This is a genomic window from Candidatus Angelobacter sp. (assembly GCA_035607015.1).
In the GTDB taxonomy this organism is placed as follows: Bacteria; Verrucomicrobiota; Verrucomicrobiia; order Limisphaerales; family AV2; genus AV2.
In genome coordinates, this window is the sequence record DATNDF010000494.1 from 1 (window position 1) to 4,985 (window position 4,985).

The 4,985-nt window shown below is 61.7% G+C and carries 4 protein-coding genes; 2 read left to right on the plus strand and 2 right to left on the minus strand.

The window, feature by feature from the left end; all coding sequences use genetic code 11:
* Positions 1-505: carbon-nitrogen hydrolase family protein (locus VN887_19775; protein ID HXT42257.1), on the plus strand; the 505-nt coding region annotated here is incomplete at its 5' end.
* A 22-nt stretch (positions 506-527) separates the two neighbouring features.
* On the opposite strand, the gene VN887_19780 is transcribed toward VN887_19775, so the two are convergent.
* Together VN887_19780 and VN887_19785 are read right to left on the minus strand one after the other, a co-directional pair.
* Positions 528-2,585, minus strand: a complete 2,058-nt coding sequence (locus VN887_19780) for a cation:proton antiporter (protein ID HXT42258.1) — start codon at positions 2,583-2,585, stop codon at positions 528-530.
* A gap of 130 nt (positions 2,586-2,715) precedes the next feature.
* Positions 2,716-3,495: a sulfite exporter TauE/SafE family protein gene (locus VN887_19785; protein HXT42259.1), complete on the minus strand. Its 780-nt coding sequence runs from the start codon at positions 3,493-3,495 to the stop codon at positions 2,716-2,718.
* 100 nt (positions 3,496-3,595) lie between these two features.
* Here VN887_19785 and VN887_19790 point away from each other — a divergent pair, with 100 nt between their 5' ends.
* Positions 3,596-4,933, plus strand: a complete 1,338-nt coding sequence (locus tag VN887_19790) for a DUF1080 domain-containing protein (protein ID HXT42260.1) — start codon at positions 3,596-3,598, stop codon at positions 4,931-4,933.
* The last annotated feature ends 52 nt before the right edge of the window (positions 4,934-4,985 follow it).

A 4,985-nucleotide genomic window follows, 5' to 3' on the forward strand; every position in this document is an offset into this window, starting at 1 on the left:
TCTTACACCACGGGACGCCCGTTTTTTCACGCCGGGAAACTCCCTGGCGTTCTTCCGACTGGACGGAATCGCGGCCACCGCGATCATCTGTCATGAGCGGCGTTATCCGGAACTGGTTCGACTGCCGGTGATGATGGGCGCGCAGATCGTTTTCCATCCGAACGCCGGTCTGGATTCGCTGGCGGTTTCCAGAACGAAGCGCGGCGGACGCGACGGCATCGCTGTGCGCGCCTTCGAGAACCAGGTTTATTACATCTTCGCAAACTCGGTCGGGCCGCAGGGAAATGGTTTGTGGTCGGCGGGTGACTCCAAAATCGTCGCACCGGATTCGCGGGTGCTGGCGCAGGCGAACAACCGGTCGGAAACGGTGATCCAGGCGGAGCTCGACCTGGCTCAAGCCCGGCGGCAATATGCGCGTGAGGCGCTGAATCAGCCTGCTTTTCTACGCCATGCGTGGCGACAGACACTCGCGCTCTGCGGGCGGCAGCTTCGGGTGCGTCGATGAGGCGGCGGGCAATGCGAGCGCATCAGTTCGGCCGGTCATTCGCGCCGGTTGAAGTGGCGCGCTCGAACAAGGCGCGCGCGGAGGTGAGCTGCCCGGGGCTGCCCAGGAGCAAAATCTGGTCGCCGGCCTGAAGTTCCTCGTCCGGGCCCGGGTTGATGATGCTGGCGCCGCTACGTTCGATGCCGACGATGCTGGCGCCCGTCACTGTGCGCAGCCGGAGCTCGCGAATCAGTTTGCCCGCGGCAGGTGCGCCGGGACTGACACCGATGGTTTCCAGATTGGCGTCGTGCAACATGCCCGGCAATGGCGCGGGTGCCGGTTCGCGGCGCGGCGCGGGAGGTCCGGTGAGCGTCTGTTCGAGCGCCACCTGCGCCCTGGAGTATATCCTGATGAACGAGCGCCAGAAAAGCCACGTGAACAGTCCCACGACGATGAGCAACAGCAGCAGAACTTTGACCGGCGGCAGCAGCGCGGAGCTGAGGGTGAGAATGTACAAACCAAGGGCGACCACTCCGACCAGCGGGATCGCCCGCGCGATGACCGCGCGAACCGCGGGAGTCCGTTCGCCTGCCGCGCCATCGGGCACTTTGATCTCGGCCACCAACAAGCCGAGCGCCTGCAGTTTGCGGAACGTCGCGATCAACAGCGGCAGCGACACGAGGACCGCTGTGAGCCAGAGCAGGGCGTTGACGCTCGTCGGGTCGAACGATGACCGGACGAGCCAGTCCGGCGGATGTTTCGAGACGAACACGGTTGCGGCAAACACCGCGGCGATCAAGGCGGCATTGAGCCCCATTTGCCAGAGCCACTTGCGGAGGAGTTCCGAGGCCATGCTCTTGCGTCCTTGTGCGCCCAGCTGGCCGACCCATCGCGTGTAAAGTTCCAGATGACCCGCCAGCCACCGGGGAGCGGCGCTGTCGAAGGCGTTGACGAGACGGTCCGCGCTCCGGATGAGATAGGGGGTCAGCAGCGTGGTAACGACCGACACGGCCACCGCCACGGGATAAAGAAACGCGCTGGTCACTTTCAGGGTGACGCCCAGCGAGGCGATGATGAAGGAGAATTCCCCGATCTGGGCCAGCCCCATCCCGACCCGCAGCGAGGTTCGACTGTCGTTTCCGGCGACAAACGCCCCGAAGCTGCACGTGATGATCTTGCCGAGGACGACGACCAGTGAGATGACGAGGATGGGAAGCCAATGTTTCAGCAGCATCGCCGGATCAATCAACAGTCCGATGGCGACGAAGAAAATGGCGCTGAACATGTCGCGAATCGGTTCGGTGAGAATTTCGATGCGGCCAATCTGGCGGGCTTCTGCGATCACCGCGCCGATGATGAACGCCCCCAGCGCGACGCTGTATCCCAGTTTCACCGCCAGCAGCGAAAACCCGAAGCACAATCCGAGCACGGTAATGAGGAGCATTTCGTTGCTTTTGAACCGGGCGACGTATCCGAGGAGGCGGGGCACCGCCAGCAGTCCGGCGACCAGAGTAGCGATGAGGAACAGAGTGAGCCTGCCGATGGTCGAGGCAACGTCGCCGAGGTGAAGCGAGCCGGTCATGGCGATGCCTGACAGCAGCGCGATCATCACAATGGCCAGAATGTCCTCGATGATAAGGATGCCAAAAATCAGTTCCGCAAATCGCTCCTTGCTCTTGCCCAGCTCAGCCAGGGCCCTGACGATGATGGTGGTCGAGGAAATCGAAAGCGTTGCGCCGAGGAAAATACTGTCCATCGCGCTCCAGCCGAACCACTGGCCGGCCTCGTATCCGACCCAGACCATCAGCAGGATTTCGAGCAGCGCGGCAATGAACGCCGTGGGGCCGACCCGCCTGAGCTTGCGAAGGCTGAACTCCAGGCCGAGCGAAAACATCAACAAAACCACACCCATCTCCGCGAGGGCCTTGATGGTCTCCTGGTCCTTGACCAGTGGCGACGGCGGCGTGTGCGGGCCGATGATCACTCCCGCGAGAATGTAGCCCAGAACAACCGGTTGCTTGAAACGATGAAAAATCACCGTCACCAGCCCGGCCACCATCATGACCACCGCCAGGTCCTGAAGAAATGCAATTCCGTGCATGGCGACTCGTCCCGGTCGAGAATGCGTTGCGGCAACGGCGCCCGTCAATTTCGGAAAGCGCAAAAGCCCGCGACAGTCGGGGTTCACGAAACCATCGGAACGCGAGGGGTCCGGCGAAAGTGTCGTTCGCTTATCGGAACTGTCTGTAAAACATCACCGCCGAGATGATAAAGCCGACACCGCTGATAATCTGCCGGACGCGTTTCTGGGGGATGCGCAGCGAGAAATGCGCGCCAAGGAAATAACCGGCCACCGCGCCCGCGGTCATCACCAGCGTCTTCGGCCAGTCAATCAACCCCGCGAAGATGAAATAGATTGCGGCGACCTGATTGATGAGCGACCCGAGCACGGTCTTCAGGCAATTCATTTCGTGAATGTCGGTCAATCCGAGATAGCCGAGTGATGCCAGCATGAGGATGCCGATCCCCGCGCCGAAATAACCTCCGTACACCGACACAAAAAACTGAAATAAAATGGCCGCCCAGATCTCCCGACGATGTGGCGCGGCGGTCTGGGCGGGTTTGTCCCCAAACCCGGCGAAACGGCGGAACGCGCCTTGCGTGACGAAGATGATCGTCGCGAAGAGAATGAGGAAGGGCACGAGCCGGGCGAACACCTCCTCCCGCGTTTTCGTAAGCAGAATGCCGCCGATCAGTCCGCCGAGCAGACTGACGGGCAGGAACCGCTTCAGCCAGGGCATCACCGCGGGGATCTGCTGACGGAAGCCGTAAACGCTTCCGGCGGTGCCGAAGACGAGCGCGAGCGTGCTGGTGGCGTTGGCGGTCACCGGCGGCGTTCCGAAGAACAACAACGCCGGAAAGGTGATGAGGGTTCCGCCGCCCGCAACGGCGTTGATCAAACCCGCGGCGGCCCCGGCCGCGGCCAGAGCGATGATTTCCGTTCCCGACATGGCGCGCGAGTTTGACTGAATCTGCCGCCAACTCAAGGCCGCATGCGTTAGCTGGTTGACCTGAGACTCGAAAACGGTTACGACACTCCGGCATCCGCTTATGAAAACCACGCCGAAAAGAAATCTTGTTTCCCAAAGTCACGTCGCCGCCACGGTTGCGGTTCTCTCGCTGTGTTCCTGGGCCGGTCTGCTGGCCGCCGCGCCGCCTCCGGGATTCACGCCGCTGTTCAACGGCAAAGACCTCGCCGGATGGCGCGGGGGCGACACGTTCGATCATCGCAAGTGGCTCGCGATGCCCGAAGCCGAGCGGGCCGCGAAGAACGCCGAGTGGACCGCCGACATGCGGAAGCACTGGCGTGTGGAGAACGACGAACTGGTCAACGACGGCAACGGCAGGTATGCCACGACGGAGAAAGACTACGGCGATTTCGAGTTGATGGTCGAATACAAGACCGTGCCGCTGGCCGACTCGGGCGTTTACCTGCGCGGTTGTCCCCAGGTCCAGATCTGGGACTACACCGAGAAGGAGAAATTTTCCCTGGGCGCGGACAAGGGTTCGGGCGGGCTTTGGAACAACAGTCCGGGCGCTCCGGGCAAGGATCCGCTCGTGCTCGCGGACAAGCCGTTCGGCGAATGGAACAAATTTCGGATCCTCATGGTCGGGTCGCGGGTCACCGTCTGGCTCAACGACAAACTGGTCGTGGATCATGCGAAAATGGAGAATTACTACGACCGCAAGACGCCGATCCCGGCGAAAGGTCCGATCGAGCTACAAACCCACGGCGGCGAAATTCGCTGGCGTAACATTTTCATCCGCGAGATCAAGGCGGACGAGGCAAACAAACTTCTCGATTCGAAAGGCAGGGGCGGTTTTCAATCCGTGTTCAACGGAAAGAGCTTTGACGGCTGGGCCGGACCGGTGGGCGAATACGAGGTGAAGGACGGCGCGATTTGCTGCCAGAAAGGGAAGGGCGGAACGATTTACACGAAGGATGAGTTTGCGGACTTCGTGGCGCGCGTTGAATTCAAAATGCCGCCCGGCGGCAACAACGGGCTGGCGATCCGCTATCCCGGCGAGGGCGACACGGCGTATGTCGGGATGTGCGAATGCCAGGTGCTGGACGACAATTACGAGAAGGCCACCGGCGACAAGATTGACCCGCGCCAGGCGCACGGTTCCGCCTATGGCATGGCGGCGGCGGCGCGCGGTTACCAGCGGCCGATTGGCGAATGGAATTTCGAGGAGGTCACGGTCAAGGGTTCAACCATCAAAGTTGAACTGAATGGCACCGTCATTCTCGATGCCGATCTTTCCAAGGTCACGACGTTTCTGGCCAACCATCCGCATCCGGGCAAGGACCGCACCAGCGGGCATTTCGGCTTTGCCGGCCACAACGATCCCGTTTGCTTCCGCGACATCCAGATCAAGCGGCTCTGATGGCCTGAATAGGCTGACCGGGAAGGGCCGGAAGAATCGCCACACACCTCAG